At 66.7% G+C, this 18487-nt stretch carries 13 protein-coding genes and 1 pseudogene; 4 read left to right on the top strand and 10 right to left on the bottom strand.

Translation table 11 applies throughout. The features are described 5' to 3' along the window. Positions 1–123 precede the first annotated feature (123 nt). Complete coding sequence (locus Q0U08_RS01630; protein ID WP_298089340.1) at positions 124–924, top strand: transglutaminase-like domain-containing protein; 801 nt, start codon at positions 124–126, stop codon at positions 922–924. 4 nt (positions 925–928) lie between these two features. Here Q0U08_RS01630 and Q0U08_RS01625 read toward each other — a convergent pair whose 3' ends face one another. After that, positions 929–1177 (bottom strand): hypothetical protein, encoded by a 249-nt coding sequence (locus tag Q0U08_RS01625; protein ID WP_298089352.1) that lies wholly within the window; start codon positions 1175–1177, stop codon positions 929–931. Here Q0U08_RS01625 and Q0U08_RS01620 point away from each other — a divergent pair. Next, positions 1100–2989: a gamma-glutamyltransferase family protein gene (locus Q0U08_RS01620; protein WP_298089338.1), complete on the top strand. Its 1890-nt coding sequence runs from the start codon at positions 1100–1102 to the stop codon at positions 2987–2989. The two genes, Q0U08_RS01625 and Q0U08_RS01620, sit on opposite strands and share 78 nt — an antisense overlap. Positions 2990–3050: 61 nt before the next feature. On the opposite strand, the gene Q0U08_RS01615 is transcribed toward Q0U08_RS01620, so the two are convergent. Beyond that, positions 3051–4406 (bottom strand): serine hydrolase, encoded by a 1356-nt coding sequence (locus Q0U08_RS01615; RefSeq protein ID WP_298089337.1) that lies wholly within the window; start codon positions 4404–4406, stop codon positions 3051–3053. Between the two features lie 118 nt (positions 4407–4524). Here Q0U08_RS01615 and Q0U08_RS01610 point away from each other — a divergent pair, with 118 nt between their 5' ends. After that, positions 4525–5055: a glutathione S-transferase N-terminal domain-containing protein gene (locus Q0U08_RS01610; RefSeq protein ID WP_367271091.1), complete on the top strand. Its 531-nt coding sequence runs from the start codon at positions 4525–4527 to the stop codon at positions 5053–5055. A gap of 473 nt (positions 5056–5528) precedes the next feature. Here the strand turns inward: Q0U08_RS01610 and Q0U08_RS01605 are convergent. From Q0U08_RS01605 to Q0U08_RS01570, 8 genes and pseudogenes are all read right to left on the bottom strand, one after another. Continuing rightward, positions 5529–5768, bottom strand: a pseudogene (locus tag Q0U08_RS01605) (transposase); the annotation flags it as partial. A 103-nt stretch (positions 5769–5871) separates the two neighbouring features. Then, positions 5872–7896, bottom strand: a complete 2025-nt coding sequence (locus Q0U08_RS01600; RefSeq protein ID WP_298089336.1) for a M3 family metallopeptidase — start codon at positions 7894–7896, stop codon at positions 5872–5874. 37 nt (positions 7897–7933) lie between these two features. Then, complete coding sequence (locus Q0U08_RS01595) at positions 7934–8755, bottom strand: hypothetical protein (protein WP_298089334.1); 822 nt, start codon at positions 8753–8755, stop codon at positions 7934–7936. Continuing rightward, positions 8752–9075: a thioredoxin domain-containing protein gene (locus tag Q0U08_RS01590; RefSeq protein ID WP_298089333.1), complete on the bottom strand. Its 324-nt coding sequence runs from the start codon at positions 9073–9075 to the stop codon at positions 8752–8754. The genes Q0U08_RS01595 and Q0U08_RS01590 overlap by 4 nt, the downstream gene beginning before the upstream one ends. An 8-nt stretch (positions 9076–9083) precedes the next feature. Continuing rightward, positions 9084–10550 (bottom strand): metallopeptidase TldD-related protein, encoded by a 1467-nt coding sequence (locus tag Q0U08_RS01585; protein ID WP_298089332.1) that lies wholly within the window; start codon positions 10548–10550, stop codon positions 9084–9086. Continuing rightward, positions 10547–11908 carry a metallopeptidase TldD-related protein gene (locus tag Q0U08_RS01580; RefSeq protein WP_298089331.1) on the bottom strand — a complete coding sequence of 454 codons (1362 nt, stop codon included), beginning with the start codon at positions 11906–11908 and terminating at the stop codon, positions 10547–10549. The genes Q0U08_RS01585 and Q0U08_RS01580 overlap by 4 nt, the downstream gene beginning before the upstream one ends. Beyond that, a complete protein-coding gene (locus Q0U08_RS01575) occupies positions 11905–13707 on the bottom strand; it encodes an ABC transporter ATP-binding protein/permease (RefSeq protein ID WP_298089330.1) in 1803 nt (600 codons plus the stop codon). Before Q0U08_RS01575 ends, Q0U08_RS01580 begins: the two co-directional genes overlap by 4 nt. A gap of 22 nt (positions 13708–13729) precedes the next feature. Beyond that, positions 13730–16078, bottom strand: coding sequence for a TonB-dependent receptor (locus Q0U08_RS01570; protein WP_298089329.1), 2349 nt, complete (start codon positions 16076–16078; stop codon positions 13730–13732). 290 nt (positions 16079–16368) lie between these two features. On the opposite strand from Q0U08_RS01570, the gene Q0U08_RS01565 reads away from it, so the two are divergent. After that, positions 16369–17802, top strand: coding sequence for a PLP-dependent aminotransferase family protein (locus Q0U08_RS01565; protein WP_298089328.1), 1434 nt, complete (start codon positions 16369–16371; stop codon positions 17800–17802). Positions 17803–18487 lie beyond the last annotated feature (685 nt).

Raw genomic sequence — 18487 nt, 5'->3', positions numbered from 1 at the left:
CTGGGCAGCGACTGGCGATGCGCGAACGCCCGCAAATGGGTCGGCATCCCGTGTGGCTGACCGATCAACAGCTGGAAGCCTGCCACCTTTGCGCAACCCAACGCGAACACCATCTTGGAATGCATGGATAATTTTGAAGACTTGGGTCTGGTAGACGATGACGACATCGTCCTGGACGAAGCCGCGCTCGCGCTGGCGCTACTCGATCACGACGAGATCGACATTGGCCCTTATCAGGACACGCTTTCTGACATTGCGTCGCGCCTCGACGGGGTCGGTGCCGGTGTCGCCGGTGCCTCGGAGCGTGCTGGCCGCCTCGCACAGGTGTTTGCCGAAGAGTTCGGCTTCTCGGGTGACGCAGAGACGTACGACAATCCCGACAATGCCGACCTGATCCGCGTTATCGACCGTCTGCGCGGTCTGCCGATCAGCTTGTCGATCCTGTACGTTGCCGCAGCTCGACGCATCGGCTGGGCCGCCGAGATACTGAATGTGCCAGGGCATGTGCTCGTCATGGTCGGACATGAGGCCAAACCTGTGATCATCGATCCATTCCGCAGAGGTGCGCTCGTTGGTGTCGAAGAGATCACCGCGCTGCTGGCCTCGGCGAAAAGCGACGTCTCGTCCGCGGTGCGGCACGTAGCGGCCATGGAGAACCGGGCGATCCTTGTTCGCCTGCTGCTCAATCAGGCAACCCGGGCAGAGAAAGCTGGCAAAGGTCGGCGGGCACTGGTGCTTTACAGCCGGATGACGTCGATCGCGCCAAACTATCCCCATCCTTGGTGGGAACGCGCCCGACTGGAAATCATCGACAATGACGTAACCGCCGCCCGCGCCAGCCTTACCGCAATGCTCGAAATCACGCGTGAGCCAGCTTTACGAGACCGGGCCACCGGCATGCTGAATAGGCTTTCCGCGGGATAGAGGCCTACCAATTTCGTTGCCATTCGAGTGTGATTGGCATCTGGGACGACGATCCGAGCGCGGACGTGGCAGAGCAGGCGCGCTGACTGAGCTGCAGCCCCGAAACACGTGGATACACCTTGTACTTGTCCGGCACCTTGGTGAGGATGCGCACCAGCACCGGGGAGTAGCCATCATGCGTCGTCGAACTTTTCTTGCCGCCGTGCCGGGTGCGGCGCTTTTGCCCGGTTCGGTTCTCGCGGAACCACAGCAAGCGAGCACGCGGGTATCCGGTGGGCAGGGTGCGCCAGGGCCAGGGCAGGGCGGCGCGCCTCAGCCGGCGATGCAATCGCTCCCGAAACGTTGGGAGGCGGGTGCCGATCGCTTTTTGCGCCCCGACGTCACCGCCGGCGATCGGCCGGTCGGAGCGAGCTTCGCGTCCCGCACGGCGGCATATGGGCTCAACGGGGCTGTGGGTACGGCCCATCCACTGGCGACCCAGGCCGGCATCGACATCCTGCGGCAGGGCGGGTCGGCTGTGGATGCCGCCATCGCGATCAACGCCTGCCTCGGTTTCCTGGAGCCAACCTCCAGCGGTATTGGCGGCGATGCCTATGCGATGATCTGGGATCCGAAGCAGCGCAAGGTCGTCGGGCTGGCGGGATCGGGTGCGTCGCCGCAGGGCCTCAACCTAGAGACGGTACGGTCGCGGGCGCGGGGCGGTGCCTTGCCACCGCTGGGCGCGGTGACCGTGTCGGTACCGGGGGCAGTCGATGCGTGGTGGACGATGCACCAACGCTATGGCCGGCTGCCTTGGGCGCAGCTGTTCGAACCGGCGATTACCTATGCCGAGGTGGGAGCGCCCGTGCCCGACATCATCGCCTATTACATCCGACGCAGCATGGCCGCGTTCCGCCGACCAGGCAACGGCATCGAAGAGACGGCGAATGCGCTGCGGACGTACGGACTCGCCGACAGCAAGGGGCCTGCAACGGGCCAGGTGTTCCGCAATCCCGACCTCGCACGCACCTATCGTGCGATCGCGGAGGGCGGCCGAGACGCGTTCTACGCTGGCGACATCGCGCGTGTCATCGATCGCTACTTCAAGCGTATCGGAGGCTGGCTTCGGTTCGAGGATCTTGCCGCCCACCGCGCGGAATGGGTCGAACCGCACCAGACGGGCTATCGCGGGGTGGATGTGCATGCGCTGGGCGCGAACACGCAGGGCATCGCTACGCTCCAGATGCTCAACATCCTTGAGACGTTCGATTTGGGCGATGCAGGCTTCCAATCGCCATTGTCGATCCATCTTCAAGCGGAGGCGAAGCGGCTCGCGTACGAAGACCGCGCGCGTTTCTACGCCGACCCGCATTTTACCAAGGTGCCGGTCGAATGGCTTATCTCGAAGGAATACGCCCGGCAGCGTGCGAAGCTGATTCGACCAGATCGCATCCTCGATCCCGTTTATCCGGGGCAGGCGCCCAGCCACGGCGACACGACCTATTTCAGCTGTGCCGACAAGGACGGCATGATGGTGTCGATGATCCAGTCAAACTTCCGCGGCATGGGGTCGGGGCTGGTCGCTGACGGGCTGGGCTTCATGTTCCAGGATCGCGGGCAGTTGTTCAGCCTGAAGGATGGCCATCCCAATATCTATGCGCCGGGCAAGCGACCGTTTCAGACGATCATTCCCGGCTTCGCCACACGTGGGGGCGATCCGTGGATGAGCTTCGGCGTGATGGGCGGGGATATGCAGCCGCAAGGGCAGACGCAGATCATCGTCAACCGGGTCGACTATGGTCTTGAAGTCCAGTCTGCGGGCGATGCGCCGCGCTGGCACCATGAGGGCTCGTCGCAGTCGATGGGAGAGGACGCGGCCGGACTGGGCCCACGTGGCCTGCTGCGGCTGGAGACTGGCGTGCCGATGGCGACGCGGCAGCGGCTTGCTGAAATCGGGTGGGCGATCGGCGAGCCCGACGGCGGTTTCGGCCGCTACGAATGCGTGGAGCATCGCATGGACGGCGCGACCCGCGTCTATGCCGCAGCGAGCGAGATGCGTGCCGACGGCTGTGCGCTGGCCTATTGAGGCGACGCTGCCCAAGCTGTGTTCACGAGGCGGTAGCACGTCAGGCGAGGGGAGCGTGGCACTAGGGCAGCGCTGCGGCGACATCGGCGGCAAAGCGCGCGATGTCGAAACGCGCTGCGCCAGGATCCTCGCCGCGTCTCACGATCACCAGATGTCGCGCAGGGATAACCATCACATATTGCCCTCTGTTACCCTGCGCGGCAAAACTGCCCACCGGCAGCCCCTGTTGGGGGCCGAACAGCCACATCGTCGCGCCATAGCCGGGGCCGCTCGGCGGCTGGGGTCCGCCGGGGGTCGTCATGGTGCGCAACCAGCCCGACGGCAGCAGGCGCTGGCCCGCCCAGACGCCGTTCTGGGACCAGAACAGCCCAAGCCGCGCGAGGTCGCGGGCGGTCGACCACAGCTGGCTGGATAGGACGTAGTTGCCATGCCAGTCCGTCTCGGCGACCGTGTGCGCCATGCCGAGCTTGCCGAACAAGTCGTTCGGCCACGTGCGATACCTGTCCTCGCCAATCCGCTGCCGTGTGGCATAAACCGCGAGAAGAATGTCGTTGTTCGCATAGCGGAAGCGCGTGCCGGACCGGGCCTCCAGAGGCCAGGAAACCGTCTGTTCGTCCACGGCCGTGCCGCCGAAATAGATTGCGTCGGTGCGGTTGCCTGCGGTGTCGCTATGAAGGCCTGACGCCATACGCAGCAGGTTGTCGAGCGTGATCGATCTTCGCGGGTCACCGGCGCTCCACTGCGGCACGGCGGCGGGCGCCTGGAGCGCGCCGGCATCGACAAGGCCGATCAACGTTCCGGCGATCGACTTGCCGACCGACCAGGTCCGGTTCGACACGTACGGCCCAAAGCCGCTGCTGTAACGTTCGGCAACGACCTCGCCGTCTTTCACGACGATCACGCCGACAGTCTTCGCGCCGGCGCCATAGCCACCGGCGAACGCCTTGCCGATGGCTCCAGTCAGCGGCGCGGAAGGCCGCACTGCGATGCCGGCATCGCCCTGCGGCCATGGGCGGGGATCTGCCCCCGCAATCGGTGGTGGTGCGGCCGACGCCTTGCCCGCGGGCGCCTTGCTGCCGATCGGCAGCGTCACACAGCCACGGCCGTGGCGCCACACCGCGTATCGCGGTGGCAGCGCGGGGTCGAAGGCGACGGCGACGGACCCACGCGCGCGGTCGATCTGCGCGGTGAGCGTCGGCACGATATTGTCATACTCGGGATAGATGCCGGTCAGTTCGTCGGCATCGATCTGCGCCGGGGTCCGACCGGCGTTGAAGTGGCCCGAGCAATAGAGTGCCGCCTTATAGCCGGCCGCCACCGCGCGTACATAGGTCCCGGCCGAAGGCTGGGCGACGATCTGGGCGTTCGCGGGAACCGCCAGGAGCAGGGCGAGGACGGCTGACTTTGGTATCCGCATCGTCGCATCATTCCATTACCGGATAGGTGCGGCAATTCATTTATCCGGCGAGTGCCGGTCCAGCGTTCCTCCCTGTCGGGGGGGGGCTGGGGCAAGGAATGGGCGGTATGCCTGGGTCATGGCCATCCATATTCTCTATAGCTTTCGTCGTTGTCCCTTCGCGATGCGGGCGCGATTGGCACTGGCCGTGGGTGGCGTGCGCCGGGAGCTTCGGGAGGTCAGGCTTTCCGACAAGCCTGCGGAACTGTTCACCGCGTCGCCGAAGGGCACATTGCCGGTGCGTGTGACGGCGGAAGGCGTCGTGCTCGACGAAAGCCTCGCGATAATGCGTTGGGCGCTGCGTATCCGGGACCCGGAAGATTGGCTCGCTCGTGACGATCCCGCACTGATCGCGGCCAATGACGAAGTGTTCAAGCACCACCTCGACCGGTACAAATTTCCTGATCGCTACGGCTCGGACCCAACCCGGCATCGCGATCTTGGCTTCGAGTTTCTACAGGATCTAGAAACGCGATTTGGTGTTGGCGGTCAACTCGGCGGCACGAAGGCGGGCCTGACGGATGCCGCCATCCTGCCTTTCGTAAGGCAGTTCGCCGGGCTCGATCGAGCGTGGTTCGACGACTTGTCCCTACCACTGCTGAAGCTATGACTCGCCGATCATCTCGCTTCGAATCTTTTCGAGAGGATCATGCACAAGGTTTCCCCTTGGTCTCCGGAGGGGACAGCGATCGTCATCGAAAGTCTGACGAATGCAGATCAGCGAGGTGACGCTGGGTGAGCAAACAGCGGCCAGGCTGCGATTAACGAGCGTCCTCTTTCAGGGGCGGCCGCGCGCCTCCGAATGACCGTGCCTGGCTCGTCGCGGCGGCGAAGCCACCCGGCAGCTAGCGATCAAATCCCGTCGCTTACTCCTTATGCGGTGAAAGTCTGGTTCTAGCTAGCGGACTCTACCGTTCGCATGGATCAAAGTGGACGATCGAAAAGGCGTCTTCGTTCAAAACGATCAAGCTCGTCAGGGTGAAGGCTGACAGCTGCCGGATGCGGTTCGGATTTTGTTGTGTCCGGTGGGGTGGTGTAGCGTCAGCGGCGTAATCGCATTGATCTCCGGTGAGGCCGGGCTGGTCAGGCTGCCATGGCCGGCAGCGTGACGGCAGGATCATCGCTCAATTGCGCGACGCTTTCCAGCGTCATGTAGCGCCCCCGCTGAACTGCCCCTTCATCGTTCTGCTCAAGCAGGCGCGCGCCGACGAGGCGGGTAATGGCATCCTCACTGGGGAAGATACCCACGACGCCGGTGCGCCGCTTGATCTCGCCGTTCAGGCGTTCGAGCGGGTTGGTCTAGTGCAGCTTGGCGTGATGCTGCGGCGATCACGCCATGCAGGCTGCTGGCTTCGTCGCGCAGGACGTGCATCTCAGCCTCACCGACACGCGCGAAGGCGCTCACCCGATGTTCCTCCCCTCTGCCTCAGACCAGTCCATGGCGAACGAGCAGCGCGGTGAGTTCGGCATCGCGGCCACGGAAGGCACGGAAGCTCTCGCCTGCAGAGCGGGTGGCGCCACGCGCAAGCACCTCGGCGCGGAAGGCGTTCCCGGTGGCGCGGTCGACGAGACCGGCCTCGGCGAAACGGCTGAAACCGTCCGCAGCCAGCACTTCAGCCCATAGGTAGCTGTAGTAACCCGAGGCATAGCCGCCGGCGAAGATGTGGCTGAAGGCGTGGGGGAAGCGATGCCATTCGGGCGGCCGGACCACCGCCACTTCGTCGCGCACCGCCTCGAGCACCTCCATCGGATCGTCACCCATCGTGCCGAGATGGAGGATGAGATCGAACATCGCATATTCGATCTGCCTGAGCAGCCCCATGCCCGACTGGAAATGGCGCGCGGCCACCATCCTCTCGAACAATTCGGGCGGCAGCGGCGCGCCGGTCCGGTGATCCCCCGACATGCCGGTCAGCACCGCGCGGTCCCAGGCGAAATCCTCCATCAGCTGGCTCGGCAGTTCGACCGCGTCCCATTCGACGCCGTTGATCCCGGCGATGCTCGGCCGGTCGACGCAGGTGAAGAGGTGGTGGAGGCAGTGGCCGGTCTCGTGGAGCAGCGTCACGACCTCGCGATGCGACAAAAGCGCCGGCGCGCCCTCGCTCTTCGGCGCGAAGTTGCACACCATATAGGCGACCGGTACCTGCCGAACGTTGCCGTCGTTAAGGCGGGGGCGGGCCTCGTCCATCCAGGCGCCGCCGCGCTTCCCGGCGCGGGCGTGGAGGTCGAGATAGAGGCCGGCGAACACCGTGCCGTCGGTGTCGACCGCATCGAAATAGCGCGCGTCGGGATGCCAGACCGCGACGTCGTCGCGCGCCACGAAGCGGGTGCCGTACAGGCGCTCGACCAGCGCATGCCAACCCTGCATTACCCGCTCGACCGGAAAATAGGCGCGAATCTCCGCCTCGTCGATCGCGTGGTGCGCGGTTCGCAGGCGGTTGGAGGCGAAGGCGATGTCCCAGGGCTGGGGGTCGGCGATGCCGAGCTTGGCCGCGGCGAAGTCGCGCACCGCCGTGACCTCGCGCTCGCCGAACGGCCGTGCGCGGCGCGCCAGGTCGCGCAGGAAGGTGAGCACCTCGCCGGCGCTGGCGGCCATTTTGGTGGCGAGCGAGCGCTCAACCGGGTTGGCGAAGCCGAGCAGCGCGGCCGCTTCTCGGCGCAGCGCCAGGATGCGCGCAATCCGCTCGCTGTTGTCGAACCGGCCGGCATGCGGCCCCTGGTCCGACGCGCGGGTACCGTATGCGGTATAGACGCGCTCGCGCAACCCGCGGTCCTCGGCGAAGGTGAGGATCGCGGTGACGCTCGGCTGCTGGAGCGTCACCACCCAGCCGTCCAGCCCGCGCGCCTGCGCCGCGGCGGCGAACATCGCCTTGTCGGTATCGGAGAGGCCGGCGAGCAGGGCGTCGTTGGTGACGTGCTCGATCCAGGCGTCGGTCGCATCGAGGACCGCGCTGGAGAAGGCGTTCGACAGGCTCGACAGCTCGACCGAGATTTCGGCGAACCGCGCCTTCGCCTCCGGTCCCAGCGCGACGCCGGAGAGGGTGAAGTTGCGCACCGCGCGTTCCACCGCGACTCGGTCCGCCTGCGGCAGGCCGGCGAACTCGGGGTGCGCGGTCAGCGCGGCATAGAGGTCGTGGAGATCGCGGTTCTGGCCGATGCGCGTCATCGTCTCGATCAGCCGCGCCTGACCTTCCCGGTGCGCTTCGCGCAGCGCGGGCGTGTCCGCTACTGCCTGGAGGTGCGATACCGCCGTCCACAGTGCGTCGAGCGCGTTGCCGCTGCGCTCCAGCGGCATCCATGCATCGGCGAAGCTGGTCGGCCGCGTCGCGGTGAGCTGCGCCACCGTCGCCTCATGCCCGGCGAGCGCGGTCTCCAGCGCCGGTCCGATCACGTCGGGCGTGAACGCCGCGAAGGGGGGGAGCTGCGTGGGATCGCGCAGGGTGTCGGTCATGACGGTTCCTTGTCGAAAATGGGGGCTGCCCGGCGGATCAGGGGGTGCCCGCCGCGGCGAGGTGGTGAAGGATGAGGGGCGGCAATGCGGCGATGCGTTGCTCGGCGATCAGGTTGACGCGCCGCAACTCGGCTTCGTAGCGTCTCGACAGATCTGGGTCGCGATCGCGGAACAGCCCCGGGATATCCTCGCGCCGTGGCCGCATCTCGGCGATGATCGCGTGCAGCGTCTCCTCCGCCTGGATCCTGTCCGCCACACTGAAGTCGGGGGAAGGCGGCGCGCCCGTCTGCCACATCTGGACGAGGCTCGCCACGACCGAGCGGCTGGTCCGTAGCGGCCAACAGGCCATGGCGCAGGCCCGCAGCGCGACCGCCTCGGGACCATGGGCATCATCCGTCGCGGCTTCCATCTCGCGCCGCAGCGCGGTCCAGTCGGCACGGGTAATCGTCTCACCGGCCATGTCGCGGCGCTGCAGGTCCAGCACGGCCGCATGACGGGACGGCGCATGGTCGGCAGCGCCCATTCGCACCAACATCTCCTCGGCGATCCCGAGCGGTACCCAGGACAGGTCGGCACCGGGCGACACGGTTTCGACCCACGCCAGCGTGTCGGCCAACGCGCGTTCGGGCGCGATGTAGGCGGTCATCATGTCGAGCAGGGGGGTGAGTGCCAGCGGATAGCCGAACCGTGCCGCATAATCGGCGCAGTCGTCGCTCTCGGCCGAGACGCCTAGAGGACTGCCGCTGACGCCGTCCCACCGTGTGGCGCCGAACACCAGCGTGCCCGCGGCGGCGTGGCGCCGCAGCCGCGCGTGCAGGTCCGACTTGATCCAGGGATCGCCGTGGAAAGCCGTCGTCACAGATGACTTTCCAGCCACGCCGTCAGTCGCGAGCGGGTGCAGATGCCGACGATCCGGTCGACCTCCGTACCGTCGTGAAACAGCGCCAGCGTCGGCATCGCCCTCGCGCCCAGCCGCACCATCATGTCCTGTTCCGCCTCGACGTCTATCTTGCAGATGGCCACCTCGCCTCCGAAATCCTCCGCCAGATCGTCGAGGATCGGCGCGAGCGCGCGGCACGGCGCGCAATTGGGCCCCCACAGGTCGACCAGCACCAGCCCCTTGCGGCCGGCCACTTCCGTGTCGAACTCCGCCGCGGTGATATTCGCTACCTTTGCCATGAATGCTCCTATCCCTGTCGGCCGGCGCGACCGCCGACCATCATGTCGTCGATCCGGATCGTCGGCTGGCCAACCCCGACGTCGAGCTGCTGGCCCTGCTTGACGCAGAGCGCCTCGCCCTCGTCGAGGCCGAGATCGCCGCCGACCATCGAGATGTTCTTCAGCGCTTCGTGCCCGACGCCGATCAGCGTCGCGCCGTCGATCGGCGCGGTCAGGCGGCCGTCCTCGATCAGCCACGCCTCGGTGGTCGAGAAGTTGAAGCGGCCGGTAACGATGTCGACCTGTCCGCCGCCGAAGCCAATCGCGTAGATGCCGTTCTTCACCGAGGCGAGTATCTCGGCCGGATCGTCGCGGCCCGGCGCTAGGAAAGTGTTGGTCATCCGCGGCATCGGCAGGTGCGCATAGGACTGGCGGCGGCCGTTGCCGGTCGGGCGCGCGTTCATCAGCCCCGCATTGAGCCGGTCTTGGAGCAGCCCGGTCAGGATGCCGTCCTCTACCAGCACCGTGCGCTGCCCCGCCACGCCCTCGTCGTCGATGCCGAGCGAGCCGCGCAGCCCCGGCAACGAGCCGTCGTCGATCACCGTCACGCCCGGTGCGGCGATCCGCTCGCCCATCCGTCCGTCGAACGCCGACTGGCGCTTGCGATGATGGTCGCCTTCCAGCCCATGCCCGACCGCCTCGTGGAACAGCACGCCGGCATAGCCGGGCGCGAGCACCACCGGCATTCGTCCGGCGGGGGCGGGGCGTGCGTCGAGATTGGTGGTTGCAGCACGCACCGCCCGCTTCACCATGTCGACGACGCGCGGCGCAGTGAAGCCCTCCAGCCCGAAGCGTCCGCCCAGGCCGGCGTTGCCCGACGCCCGGCGGCCGTTGGCCTCGGCGAGGACGCTCATCATCACCTGCGCGGTGGGCCGCACGTCGGCGGCGATGCGGCCGTCGATATCGGCGACGAGGACGATCTGGTCGATCGCGCGGACCATGCCGTCGACCCGCACGATGCGCGGATCGGCAGCGCGCGCGGCGGCGTCGACCTGCTCCAGCAGCGCGATCCATGCCGCGGCGTCCGTCGCGCCGGTCGTCTCCGCCGGCGCGTAGAGTGCATGGACAGGACCGTCCATGTCCAACGCCACGTCCGCCTGATCGCCACCCGGCCGGCGCCCGAGCGCGGCGACGGTGTCGGCGAGGTCGGCGAGCGCGGCGCGGCCGAGGTCGGCGGAATGGGCGAAGGCGATATCGGCACCCGCCGCCGCGCGCGCGCCGACGCCGCGCCCGATCCGGAACGAGCCCGCCGAGACGCGGCCGTCCTGCAGCCGCCAGCTCCGCGCGCGCGTATCCTCGAAGAACAGGTCGGCTAGGTCGGTGCCACGCCGCCACAGCACGCTCAGCGTCCGCGACAGATCGTCGCGGGTCAGGCCGCTGGTGGCCAGCAGCCGCGCCTCGGCGGTATTCAGTGCGGTGGCGGGGAGCGTGCTCATGCCGTACCTCCGATCTGCATGTCGTCGATCAGGATCGATCCGCTGCGGATCGCGCCATCCCGGAACACGTCGCCGCCGATCGCCACGATATTCCCGAGCATGTCGGCGAGATTGCCCGCCACCGTCACGTCGGTAACGGCGTGGATCACCTCGCCGCCCTCGACCCACAGGCCCGACACGGCACGCGTCCACGTGCCCCGAACCGGATCGGTGCCGCCGCCGTTGAGGTGCGTCACCACGAGACCGGTGCCCAGCCGCCGCCGCATCGCCGCGGCGTCGCTCCCGTCATCGCGGTTGGCAAAGCGCAGGTTCCACGCGCCGCCGGCGTTGCCGGTCGGACGCAGCCCGAGCTTGCGCGCGGCGACGCTGCCGAGGAAATAGCCCCGCACCACGCCGCCTTCGATCACCGGCCGCGCGCTGCCCGCGATCCCCTCGGGGTCGAAGCCGCCGCTGGCGAGGCCATAGGGTTCGAACGGGTCTTCGGTCAGGTCGATATGAGCGGGCGCGACCGCCCGGCCGATCGAATCCAGCAGCACGCTCGCCTTGCGGACCTGCGCGCCGCCCGCCAGGGCCGCGACGACGTCCGACACGATCGCCGACGCCACCCGCGCGTCGAACAGCACCGCCCCGCGCCGGCTGGGGATCGAGCGCCCGCCCAGCTGCTCGATCGTTCGTGCCACCGCCCGGGCGGCGATTGCGTCGGGCGCCTCGAGGGCGTCGAACCGCCGCTCGCTCGACTGCACGAAGTCGCGGACGCTTTCCCCCGCAGCGCCCTGTGCCAGAACCATCGTCCACAGCGCGTGGTCGGTGGCGTGCCACGACCGGCACAAGCCGGCAGACGTCGCCAGCGCCGAGCGCGCTTCGTTCACCCAGATGCCGGCCTCGTCCAGCCGCGCGCGTTGCCCGGGCGGGGCGTCCGTCACCGCTTGCGCGGCGGCGAGCGCGAGGTGGATCAGTGCGCGCAGCGGTCGGTCCGACGGTGCGGCGAGCGGCGGCTGCGGGCCGTCGAAGGCGAGCCAGGCAGGGTCCGGCAAGCCGGCATCGGGATCGGGCTGCACCGCCGCGGCGATCGTCGTCGCCTCGGCGACGGTGCGCCGGATCGACTCGGGATCGAGCGCGGCGGTGCTCGCCGAGCCGGCGCGCCCATCGCGGAACACGGTGATGCCAAGCGACTGGGTGAGATTGCGCACCGCCGTGTCGACGCCGCCGTCGCGCACCGTCACGCGGATGCCGCCATCGGTGCGCGCGGTCGCGCTGGCTCCGTCGGCGCCTGCTGCGACCGCCGCCGCGACCGCCGACTGCGCGGCGTCCGTCAGGTCAGCTTCGCTTAGCCGCAGGGCGCTTCCCGATACGCTCATGCCTCGTCTCCGAGCCGATCTGCCTTAGCCCGCCCGTCGACGATAGTCAGAATATGGGTGTGATACGTCAGCAGCGCCTCGTCGTGGACGACGCTGAGGATCGTCGCATCGGGCATCGCCTCGCCGATCGAGGCGTAGAAATGGCGCGCATTGTCCGGGTCGAGCGCGCTGGTCGCCTCGTCCAGCACCAGCAGGTTCGGGCGCTGGAGAAGGATGCGGACCAGCGCCACCCGCTGCTGCTCGCCCGGCGACAATTCCTCCTGCCACATCCGCTCGGCATGAAGGTCGGGCGCAAGATGGCCGAGCCGTACCCGCTCCAGCAGCGCGACGATCGCCGCATCCTCGTGCGTGTCGGGATGGTCGGGAAAGCACAGCCCGGCCTTCAGCGTGCCGAGCGGCAGGTACAGGCGCTGCGGCACGAACATGGTGTGGGTGTCGGGCGCGATCGTGACGCTGCCGGCGCCGTCGGGCCACAGGCCGGCGAGCGCGCGCACCAGCGTCGACTTGCCCGCCCCGGACGAGCCGCGCACCGCCCAGCGCTCGCCGGGGCGCACCGTCCAGTCGCCTACCTCTGCCAGCGGCTCGCCGTTGGGCTTGCGCAGCAGCAGCCCGCCGGTGACGATCGCCGCCCCCGTCAGTGCCCCGGCCCCGATGGATATGCCCTGCGGCCGCGCGTCGTCGATTGCGTCGTCCAACCCCTTCAGACGGTTGATGTAGCTGATCTGCTCGGCGATCGTCTGGTAGTACATCACGAATACCGAAAGGTTGGAGGCCAGCCGCTCAAACGCATCGCGCCCGGCCATCACCTGCCCGAAGCTGATGCTGCCCGCGAAGAAGCGCGGCACCAGCAGGAACAGCGGCAGGAAGCCGCCGATCCGTTGGAAAATCTGCTGCGCGGCGGTGATCCCGGTCCTGGTGATGATGACCGAGTAGAAGTTGCGCTTCAGCACGGCAAAGGCGTCGCGCAGCGCGCTGCGCTCGATCGGCAGCGCGCCGGCCAGCCCGATCTGCGGGGCGTTGCGGCGGACGTGGATCAGGCCGGCACGGAAATCCGCCTCGCGGTGCTGCTGGCGCATCTGCGCACGGATGAACGGACGACCGAGAAACGCGATCAGCACGCTGGTGACCAGCGCATACAGCGCGGCGTACCAGACCGTGCTGCCCGGGATCGAAACCTGCCAGCCGAACAGCGAGAAGCGGATCGCCTCCGCAGTCTCCAGCAGGACGTAGATCATCGCCACCGCCGTGGCGGCCGTTCCCATGATGTCGAGCGCGATCGCGACCGGGCTGGTCGACCCCGTCGTCGAGCCGTCCATGTCGGTCAGCCGGTTGATGTCCTCGTGGATGCGCTGGTCGGGATTGTCGATCAGCCGCAGCCGCTCGATCTCCGTATAGCGGTTGCGGCTCATCCAGCGATCGACGTAGCGTTCGGTGAGGAAGGCGCGCCAGCGGATCGACAGGACCTGCCGCAGCACCCGCGCGAACAGGTACACGGTCACCTGCGCGGCCGTGATGCCGACGAACAGCAGCACCAGCGACCCGAACTGCGCGGCGTTGCTCTGCTGGACGCTGTCGAAGAAGCTCTTCTGCCAGCGGTTGATGGCAAGAAGGAAATATGCCTCGGTGAACTGAAAGACGACGAGCAGGATCAGCGCGAACCAGGCGAACTTCCAGTGTTCGGATCGCCAATAGGCACTGATGAGACGCCACGCGTGGCGAAAGCGCGGCCCCGCCGGCTGGGGCGGGGCGAGGCCCTTCTCGCGAAGGACCTCGCCTGTCTTCGTGGGTTGTGGAAGCACGCTCTACTCGCCTTTTGGCACGTCAGCGGAACCGGTAGCCGACCGACAGCCGGAAGCTGCGCGGTTCGCCGAGCGGAATGTAGGACGGATCGATGCTGGTCCCGTAATTGTCCCGGTCGAAGACGTTGCGGATGCTCAGATTGATGTCGAACTTGCCGACCGTCAGGATCCCGTTGAGGTTCGCCTGCACCGCGGGCCCCAGCCTGTAGAGCCCGAGCCGGTCGACGAACGCGCCCGACCGTCCTTGTACACCGGCGCCGAGCCCCAGCTTTACGTCGTCGGCGACGGGACGCGTGTAGGACGCGTAGAAATTGTACATGTCGCGGGGCAGGTTGTTGACGACCTTGCTGGCCGCCGTGACGTACAGCAGGTCATAGTCTGTACGCGTGAACGCCGCGATCAGCGACAATCCCCGGATCGGCTCGCCGCTCAGGTTGATGTCGACGCCTTGAGCAAGGCGACCCGGCACCGATCGGTAGAAGCGCGGCTGGGCCGGCGCCCCCGGCACGCGTGGGAGGATTTCGACGCCATTGATCTCCCGGATGCTGAAGTAGGATGCGGTGACCAGCATGCGCTCGTCGAACAGGTCCCATTTGATCCCGGTCTCGGCGTTGCGGCTGGTCCGGTCCGGCAGCTTCTGCCGGTCGACACCCAACTGGTAGTTGGGCGCGAAGCCGTAGGCGAGCGAGCCGAATACCGACAAGTTGTCACTCAGGTCGATCACCGCGCCATAATTGGGAGACAGCGGGGACGTCTTCTCGTTCGATATGGACGGCTTTCCGTCGCGGGTGAATGCGCCGTCGACGATCGTCTCGACAGCCACGGGGGTCTTCCGCAAGCCGACAAGCAGATGGTACCGTGAGAAGTTCAGCAGGTACTGGCCGTAATAGCCGCGCTGCTCGCTGGCGACCGAAACCGAGGGGACGAACCTGTCGTTGAGCGCTCGTATCGGCGTCTTCGCCGGGTTGCGGGTGTCGTAGGGCGCGAACTGGCCCCCGGTCGCGCTGGTGCTGTTCGTCTGCGTATCCACATAGGTGTAGCCGGCAACGATCTTGTGCTCGAAGATGCCGGTTTTGAAGTTGACGCGCGCGAACGCGTCGATGGAGTCGGTATTCGCCCGTTGGTTTCCACCGGCTGTCAGGTAGGAAAAGATGCCCGCGGCGTCCACGCCGGTGACCGGGGAGTACCCCCGAAGCGCGAAGCTCTGTTCCGAATGTTGACCGCGGGCGACGACCGTCAGCCAGTCGGTCAGTTTCTGCGTCGCGTCGATGTTGAACTGGCTGGTGCCGACCCGGATGCCCTGATCCGGCCCGCCGAAGAACGGCTTGCTGCGATCGATCTCGACCGGCTTGCCCGTCGCCAGGTTAAGCAGCGTATAGGGAGGCTCGCCGACCCGTTGCAGGGCTTGGGTGGTGGACAGGATGATGTCAGTATCCGCGTTCTTGTAGCGGATCGACGGTGCGAACAGATACTCCTCGGTGCCGCGATAGCCACCAAAATTACGGTCCATGTCTTGGCCTGTGGCGATGACGCGCGCGGAGAGGCGACCATCGTCGGTCAGCGCCCGATTGGCGTCGATCGTACCACGGATCAGCCCGAACGAGCCGGTTTCGGCCGTGGCGTACAGCCGCTCGGTGGCGCTGGGCTTCTTGGTGACGATGTTGATGTTGCCGCCCATGTTGTCGCCGCCGGTCAGGATCGCGTCGGGGCCCTTCAGCACCTCGATCCGCTCGATGTTGCCGAGCGGCTGGATAGTGCCGGCGTTAAAGTTGTTGTTCGACGTGGAAGGCATGCCGTTGATCGAGCCGTTCGCCCCGAAGCCGCGCACCGAGAACGCGTTTCCTCCTTGCGGGGTCGTGGCGATGGTGACGCCGCCGGCATTCGCCAGCGCCTCGGAGATCGTCAGCGCCTGCTGTTCCTCGATCAGCTTGGAGGAGATGACCTGCGTGTTGCGCGGCTGGTCGCGCAGCGACTGGCCGAGCCGCGACGAGGTGCTGGCCCGGCGCACCAGCACGCTGGTTTCCGCCTCGTCGCGCTGGGCCACCACGACGATGTCGTTGTAGATGCCGATCCGGCCGTCCTGAGTCATCTGCATCGCCACCGGCAGGCCCCGGGTGGCCTGCCGCACGGCGTCTTTCTCGCTGTGGGCGTCGACCACCGGGTTGGCAGTCACGCCGTCTACCGCATTCGGATCGATATCGAGTGGCTTGCCGAACTCTTTGGCGATCCGCTCCAGCGCCTCTCCGAGCGGCATCGCCGGCTGCGACAGGCTTCGCTGCTGCGCGCTGGCGACGCAGGGCAGGGTCACGGCACCAATGCCGACGATGCTCGTCGCTACAAGCCGGATTGCGATGGTACGACGTATCGTCATTGCGATAACCCCTCTCCATTAGGTATGTTCTAGGAGCAATTGCTGGAGCGCAGGATCGTTATCCTTGTTGCCCCGGCCCCATTTGAAGTGAATTCAGTTAATTACGCCTCACGAGCCGAACATGACGGACGCATCATCCACCGACCTCATCTTTTTCCTTCCGCCGGAACGACACCCCGATCCGCAGCCCTGGGCTGCGGATCGGAGGTTGCTGTCCTCGAGGCGTTGCTCATGACGACTGTGTTGCACAAGGTGCGGAGCGTGCCTTCCGTACAATCGCATGAAAGACGATGAGCCTGGCCCACCCGGACGACCATGACAGTTCGAACATGACCAGGGCAGCCGCTGACGCGCCTGCGGACATGACGATCATGGAACGCATCTATCGCGGGGTCGTCGAGGAGATCGACGCCGGCGTCCTGCTCCCCGGCCAGCGCCTGCCGTCGGTACGGACGATGTCGGCGCGGCACCGGGTTAGCCGCGACACGATCGTCCGCGCCTATGACAAGCTGATCGCGAACGGCCAGGCCTATGCGGTGCGCGGAGCGGGCTTCTACGTGCGCGAGGCGACACCGGCCGATCGCCCCATCACCACGCCCGCGGTTCTTCCCCCGCTGGACCCGTCTCGGCTGATCCATTCCGACCACCCGCTCGACCGGACGCCGGGTAGCGGCATCCTCCGCCACGAGGAGAGCGCGCAGGCGGAGGTCGCCAAGGTGGCGCGCGCGGTCACCGCTGCGATCGGCTCCGACGGTACCTATGGTAATCCGCTGGGCTACCTGCCGCTGCGGCAGGCGTTGTGCGACAAATTGAAGGGCGAGGGGATCGAGGTGCCGCTCGATCAGCTCGTCACCACGCCCGGCGCCGTCGCCGGTCTGAGCCTCGTGATCCGCGCCCTGCTGCGGCCGGGGACCAGCGTGCTGTACGAACGTCCTTGCTCGTTCATCCACCTGCAGGTGCTGATGGCGCAGGGGGCTAGCGGCATTGGCGTCCCGCGCCAGGCGGACGGACCGGACCTTGAAGCGCTCCGGACGCTGTGCGAACGGCATCGTCCGTACCTGTTCCTGCTGAGCTCGGTCTTGCACAACCCTACAGGCACGAGCATCGCGCCGCATAAAGTCCACAAGCTTCTCGAGATCGCCGCCGAGTTCGACCTGCTGCTGGTCGACGATGCGAGCTACGCCGATTTGCTGCCCACGGGACCGGGAACGTACGCGGCGGCACCGCTGATGCGGTTCGGCGGGTTGCGGCGCGTCATCCACGTCGGCGGTTTCTCACATACGATCGCACCGGCGGTAGCGCCCGGCTTTGTCGTCGCCGACGAGAGCCGGATGCAATTCATCCGGTACTTCCGCCCGATCCAGGGCCTGGGCAATACCATCATCCAGGAACGCCTGCTGTACCGTTTCCTGCACGAAGGACTCTACCGCCGCCGTTGCGACCGCGTGCGCGCCCATCTGGCCCGCTGCTCGATGGGGCTGCGTCGCACGATCACAGACATTGGCCTCCCGTTCGCGGTGCCGCCTGCAGGCGGGCTGTTCCTGTGGGGTTCGCTGGGCGACGGCATTGACGCGACCGAGGTCGCGACCCGGATGCTGGCGCGAACCTACCTGACGGCACCGGCCGTCCACTTCACGCGCTACGCGGATCTTCGGTCGTACATGCGCTTCAACGTGACGACCACCAATGCGAACACATTGGCGGCATTGGCCAACTGCTTGTAACGTCGTCCGGCGACAGTCTTATTGGATCCACGGTGTCGCCGCGGTCGATCTGTTGCGGCTCGGCCAGATAGCGCTCCGGTCGTGCGTTGATCGAGGTAAGATAGGTCGCCAGCCGCTTGCGGCTGAAGTTGCGTGCCGACCTTTCACCGCCTTCCGAGCAACATGGATGGCATAGAGCATGAAAGCCGTTGAATAGCAGCCAAGACACCAATGACCCGAAAGCTCCACAGAGGCACCCACCCTCGATCATCGCTGAATGGTTCATAGGCGCAATTTGCATAGTCAACGCCGTTTATGGAACATCGGATTGCCCAAACAGCTACCGCGCGGCATTCCCGAAACTCGATCCCAACCGAGACGCTCGTGAACGGCTGCTCCCGGTTGAACCCGCCGTTCGGCTTGGCCTCGGTGGATGGCGAATTTGTCTCAGTTTTCGCCGGTCCAAAGGCGCTTCAACGCGACCGCGAATTGATGAATGAGTGTCCGAAGTTGGGAGGCGAAAGGAGCGCGCTGAGTGACCGCAAATGGGTCTGCTTAGCCCGAACCTGCCGGCGGAAGCGAACAATGCGCCCAACGATGATCCGTACGTGAGGCGGCATGTTCCGTCTAAACGCCTAAAATTGCCCGAAATGTTATAATCATGAGCATATCTGGCTAGCCGTCACTGCACTGTCACGGCAGCGTC

It is taken from the genome of uncultured Sphingomonas sp. (assembly GCF_946477935.1).
Classification (GTDB): domain Bacteria; phylum Pseudomonadota; class Alphaproteobacteria; order Sphingomonadales; family Sphingomonadaceae; genus Sphingomonas.
This window is presented reverse-complemented; position numbering and strand designations above follow the sequence as displayed.

Coding starts and splice junctions, on each gene's coding strand:
- Q0U08_RS01630 (WP_298089340.1), top strand. CDS start 124: ATGGATAATTTTGAAGACTTGGGTCTGGTAGACGATGACGACATCGTC.
- Q0U08_RS01620 (WP_298089338.1), top strand. CDS start 1,100: ATGCGTCGTCGAACTTTTCTTGCCGCCGTGCCGGGTGCGGCGCTTTTG.
- Q0U08_RS01615 (WP_298089337.1), bottom strand. CDS start 4,406: ATGCGGATACCAAAGTCAGCCGTCCTCGCCCTGCTCCTGGCGGTTCCC.
- Q0U08_RS01610 (WP_367271091.1), top strand. CDS start 4,525: ATGGCCATCCATATTCTCTATAGCTTTCGTCGTTGTCCCTTCGCGATG.
- Q0U08_RS01600 (WP_298089336.1), bottom strand. CDS start 7,896: ATGACCGACACCCTGCGCGATCCCACGCAGCTCCCCCCCTTCGCGGCG.
- Q0U08_RS01590 (WP_298089333.1), bottom strand. CDS start 9,075: ATGGCAAAGGTAGCGAATATCACCGCGGCGGAGTTCGACACGGAAGTG.
- Q0U08_RS01585 (WP_298089332.1), bottom strand. CDS start 10,550: ATGAGCACGCTCCCCGCCACCGCACTGAATACCGCCGAGGCGCGGCTG.
- Q0U08_RS01580 (WP_298089331.1), bottom strand. CDS start 11,908: ATGAGCGTATCGGGAAGCGCCCTGCGGCTAAGCGAAGCTGACCTGACG.
- Q0U08_RS01570 (WP_298089329.1), bottom strand. CDS start 16,078: ATGACGATACGTCGTACCATCGCAATCCGGCTTGTAGCGACGAGCATC.
- Q0U08_RS01565 (WP_298089328.1), top strand. CDS start 16,369: ATGAGCCTGGCCCACCCGGACGACCATGACAGTTCGAACATGACCAGG.